We start from the raw sequence: 4,436 nt of genomic DNA on the forward strand, positions 1-4,436 counted from the left end.
CGCTGGCAACCATGTCGCCACCCACGCGCAGCATGTGGCGCTCACCAACCGCCGTTTCAAACACGTTGCGCAGCTGCCACTGCCGCTCGGTTTCATCGAACACGAAGTTGCTGGAGCCCACAATGGCCTGCGTGGAGAGATCCGGCGCAAGCACGGTAACCTGCGGCCGCGAGAAATCGCTGCGGGCCGGCGGGAAGTACCACCGAAACGTGCCGAACTGCACCGACGCCGTGTTCGACGCGCGTCCATCGCGCAGCGCGCTGCGATGAATCAGCGCCGACAGCGATCCGATGCGGCGCGTGGTGATGTCGGCTTCCGGCGTGAGCACCCCGCTGCCGTCGCCCTCGCGATCCACCGCGCTCGCCGCCAGTCGCAGCGTGGTGGTCTGCGTGGGGGACCAGCCATGATCGAGGCGACCATACCCCTTCCACGTCTGCCGCGTTTCGGTGCCCAGAAACTGCGCCTGCGCGGTGGACCCAATGCGATCTTCCTGCTCGCGCGTGTACTCGGCAGCCGTCGCAAAAAAGGTGCGCGCGGGATTGATCGCGCCGCGCAATGAGCCACCGGCCTGCACACGCTGAAAGCCCTCCTGCTTGCGGGCCAGCGCGTTCGGTTCGGCGCCGAAGGTCACCGGTACGCGCGCGTCGAGCGGACGACCGGGACGCTGGTACACGAACGCATCACCGGCCAGCTTGGCGCGGCCGGCCGCCGTGGTGATGTCCACGATGCCGTCGGGGCTGCGGCCGAGTGGCGTGGAGTACGTGTTCACCAGCGCGTCCATGCGCGCGATGGCGCCCAGCGGCACCTCCACGCGAGGGCCGCCCAGGAATCCTTCGTTGTTGTCGAGCCCATCGAGCAGGTTCTGCGAGTACAGCGCATTGCCGCCGTTGAACGACAGCCGCGGCGCGTCGCCGAAAAAGCCGGTGGCCGGCGTGACGCCGGGGATGTTGTACAGCAGCGCGATCGGGTCGCGGGCATCGGTGGGTAGCGCCGTGAGTTCGCGCGCCTCGATCGAGCCGCCGGTGACGGCATTCGCGGTGTTCAACAGCGGGCGCACCCGCGGGGCCACCACCGATATCGCATCGAGGGTGGCGAGTGCGCTGAGCACGACCGATACCGAGCGGATGCTACCGGCCACGAGCGGCCCCAGCGACAGCCGCGCGGGCGCATACCCACGGGCCACCACGGTGAGCTGCAGCGGCGATCCGGCCACGACCTCGAGCCGGAACCGCCCCTGCGCATCGGTGACGGCCCGAACGCCCTGCCCCGCCGCCTCGGCGCCGGCCACCGGCGCGCCCGGTTGGCTGCGTACCGTCCCTTCGAGAATCGCGGTCGATGCCTGTCCCAATGCGGGGCGAGGGGCGATCATCACGAGAGCGAGCCACAGCAGGCCACGCACCACCGGGCGCCTGCGGGCGACCACCGACCATCCGTTCATCGACACTCCCATGTTCGATATACTCGCCTTTGTGGCGCTGATTCTACTGTTGGCCGGCGCCGGATGGCGCTGGAGCTCATCGTCCGCCGCGTCGGCATCTGCGTCGGCATCGGCCGAGTTCACGGTAGCGTCGCGCGATCTGGCGCTGTTTCCGCTGGTCGCGACGCTGGTGATGACCGAGTTCAATACCAGTACACTGCTCGCCTTCGCCGCCGCTGGCTATGGGGCCGGCCCAATGGCGTTGGCGCTTCCTGCGGTGTTTCTGGTGGGGCTGCTGTTCTACACGGTAACCGTCGCGCGCGCTTGGAAGCGCTTCGACCGTCTGTCGGTGGCCGAGTTGTTTGCCGTGCGCTACTCGAAAGGGGTAGGACGCACGGCATCCCTGCTGCTGCTGCTCGCCATGACCGGCTTCACGGCTACCTACGTGAAATCGCTGACGCTGCTGTTCACGCCGCTGGCGCCGGCGTGGTTGCCCGTCCCGGCGCTGTCGGCCGTGTTGTCCCTCGTGGTGCTGGTGGCGGTGCTTCCCGGCGGGTTGGTCTCGATTGTCCGGGCCGATGTGGTGGCGTTCCTGGCCACGATCGTGCTGCTGCCGCTGCTCCTGGTGCTGGGCATGAAGCAGAGCGCGCTGTCGGGGGGTCTCGCCGCGGTGTTCCCGGCTAGCCAGTTGTCGCTGAACCCGGCGACCCAGTGGAACAGCCAGGCGCTGCCGATGCGCTTCGTGTCCACGCTGATGGTGATCACCTGCTTCACCTACATCGCCGCGCCGTGGTACGGCCAGAAGATCTTCGCCGCGCGCAGCACGCAGGTGGCGTTCCGTGCCGTGGGCATCAGCGCGGTGCTGGTGTTCCTGCTGTATGGCGCCGTCGTGCTGGCGGCCGCCCATCTGCGCGCGTCGCAGCCGTTGCTGGCCGACGCGCAACTGGCCGTGCCTACGATGATTCTGGCCTGGCTCCCCGGCGGACTGCGTGGGTTCGCCTACGCGGTGCTGTTCGGCGCGGCACTTACCACGCTCGCCGGAGTATGGAGCGCGATGGCCACCATGATCGCCGCCGACTTCGGCGGCCCGAGCCTCGCCACGGTTTCGTCGCAGCGCCTGCTGCTGGTGCTCTTCGCGATCAGCAGCTGGCTCGGGGCCACCTTTCTCGTGGACCAGATTCTCGATCGGCTCATCCTGGCCAACATTCCCGTGGCGGCGCTGTCGTTCGCACTGCTCGCCGGTTTCCACTGGAAGCGGGCGACCACCGCCGGGGCGTGGGCCAGCATGATCGTCGGTGTCGTGTGGGGCGTGGGCTGCTACGTGGTGGTTGGCGAAGCGGGCGGCTACACCTGGCCGTGGGCGATGTACGGCATCCCGCTCATCTTCGCGACCGGCATCACCACCTCGTTGCTCACATCGGCCGACACCGAATCATGAGTGCCCCCGCGTCGTCTCCCCGATCGGGCGCGTTGCTGCGACTCGCGATCTTCATCGTGGTCCTGATCGCGATGTGGACCGCAGCGCGCCTGCTCGGCCTCGATGCGTATGTCAGTGCCGAGCGCATCGGCACCACGATTCGCGACGCACGCGAGGTACCGTACTCGGCGCCAATCTTCGTGGTGGCGTACATCGCCGTGACCACGATCGGACTCCCCGCCTTGCCGCTCACGCTCGCCGGCGGCGCCATCTTCGGCGTGGCCGCCGGCATCGCGCTGACGTGGCTCGGCGCCACGGTCGGCGCCACCGGCGCCTTTCTGCTGGCCCGCCTGCTCGGTGGCGACGCGCTCCAGCGCCTGCTTGGCGATCGCGCCGGCACGCTCGACCGGATGCTCGGTGACGGTGCGTTCCTCACCATGCTGCGGCTTCGGCTCATTCCCGTCGTGCCGTTCAATGCGCTCAATTTCGGCGCCGGACTCGCCGGCGTGCGTCTCACCCACTACGTGGCGGCCACCGCCATCGGCATTCTCCCGGGCACCAGCGTGTACACCTACTTTGCCGATGCTCTGCTCGCCGGAACCGACGGCGTACGACAGACCGCGTTCATCCGCGTCGCGATCGCCGGTGCCTTGCTGTTGGCGTTGTCGTATCTGCCGGCGCTGGCCAAGCGCGCTGGATGGATCAGCGTGATGCTGCTGTCGCTGGTCACCGCCTCCGCATCGCGTGTGGCATCGGCGCAGCGTCCCGCCGCCGCGGCAGCCGCGCCGGCGGCAGCCACACCGTTGGTGGACCATACCGCGTGGAACGCCATGCTTGGCGCATACGTGACCGCCGGCATGGTGGACTACGACGCCTTTCAGCGCGACCCGCGCTTCGCGACGTATCTCGCGCAACTCGGACGTGTGCAGGCCACCAGCCTCCCGCGCAGCGAGCAGCTGGCGTACTGGATCAACGTGTACAACGCGTACACCATCCAGCTACTGAACAGCCGGAAGGAGCGCCGCTCCATCCGGAACATCAATAAGGTGCTGGGGGTGACGCTGAAGAGCCCGTGGGCCGAGCCGATCGTCAAGGCGGACCAGCGCACGCTCACGCTGGACGACGTGGAGCACGAGATCATCCGCAAGCAGTTCAAGGACCCGCGCATTCACGTGGCGCTCGTGTGTGCCGCGATGGGATGCCCGCCCTTGCGGAGCGAGGCGTTCACCGCCGATCGCGTCGACGCACAACTCGACGATCAGGCGCGTGTCTTTCTGGCGCAGACGGCGAAGAATCGGGTGGACGTAAAGCGCAGCACCGTGTACGGGTCGCCGATCTTCACGTGGTACCGCGAGGATTTCGGCGGCACGCTCGCGGGCGTCGGCGCATTCTGGGCGAAGTACCTCCCCGCGGGGCCGGAGCAGAACCTAGTGCGCAGCGGAACATTCACGTGGGTGGATACGGACTACGATTGGCGCATCAACGTGCGGCGCTGAGGAAACTTCCAACAGCTTAGGGGGCAGGGGGGAGGGAATCAGGGTGGAGGAAGCAGGACAGCGGCGTCGTGTTCCCGTTCAAGGGGTCAGCGTTCAAGGGGTCAGC

General features: G+C 67.9%; 3 protein-coding genes. 2 read left to right on the plus strand and 1 reads right to left on the minus strand.

Annotation, left to right across the window (positions count from 1 at the left end; genetic code table 11):
- Nucleotides 1–1,450: carboxypeptidase regulatory-like domain-containing protein (locus ACIRA7_RS15190; protein ID WP_396221686.1), on the minus strand; the 1,450-nt coding region annotated here is incomplete at its 3' end.
- Here ACIRA7_RS15190 and ACIRA7_RS15195 point away from each other — a divergent pair.
- A complete protein-coding gene (locus tag ACIRA7_RS15195; RefSeq protein ID WP_396221687.1) occupies nucleotides 1,449–2,855 on the plus strand; it encodes a hypothetical protein in 1,407 nt (468 codons plus the stop codon). The two genes, ACIRA7_RS15190 and ACIRA7_RS15195, sit on opposite strands and share 2 nt — an antisense overlap.
- The gene (locus ACIRA7_RS15200) at nucleotides 2,852–4,330 is read left to right on the plus strand and encodes a DUF547 domain-containing protein (protein ID WP_396221688.1); all 1,479 of its coding nucleotides are present in this window, start codon (nucleotides 2,852–2,854) and stop codon (nucleotides 4,328–4,330) included. Before ACIRA7_RS15195 ends, ACIRA7_RS15200 begins: the two co-directional genes overlap by 4 nt.
- The last annotated feature ends 106 nt before the right edge of the window (nucleotides 4,331–4,436 follow it).

Source organism: Gemmatimonas sp. (assembly GCF_044376735.1).
Taxonomy (GTDB): Bacteria; Gemmatimonadota; Gemmatimonadetes; order Gemmatimonadales; family Gemmatimonadaceae; genus Gemmatimonas.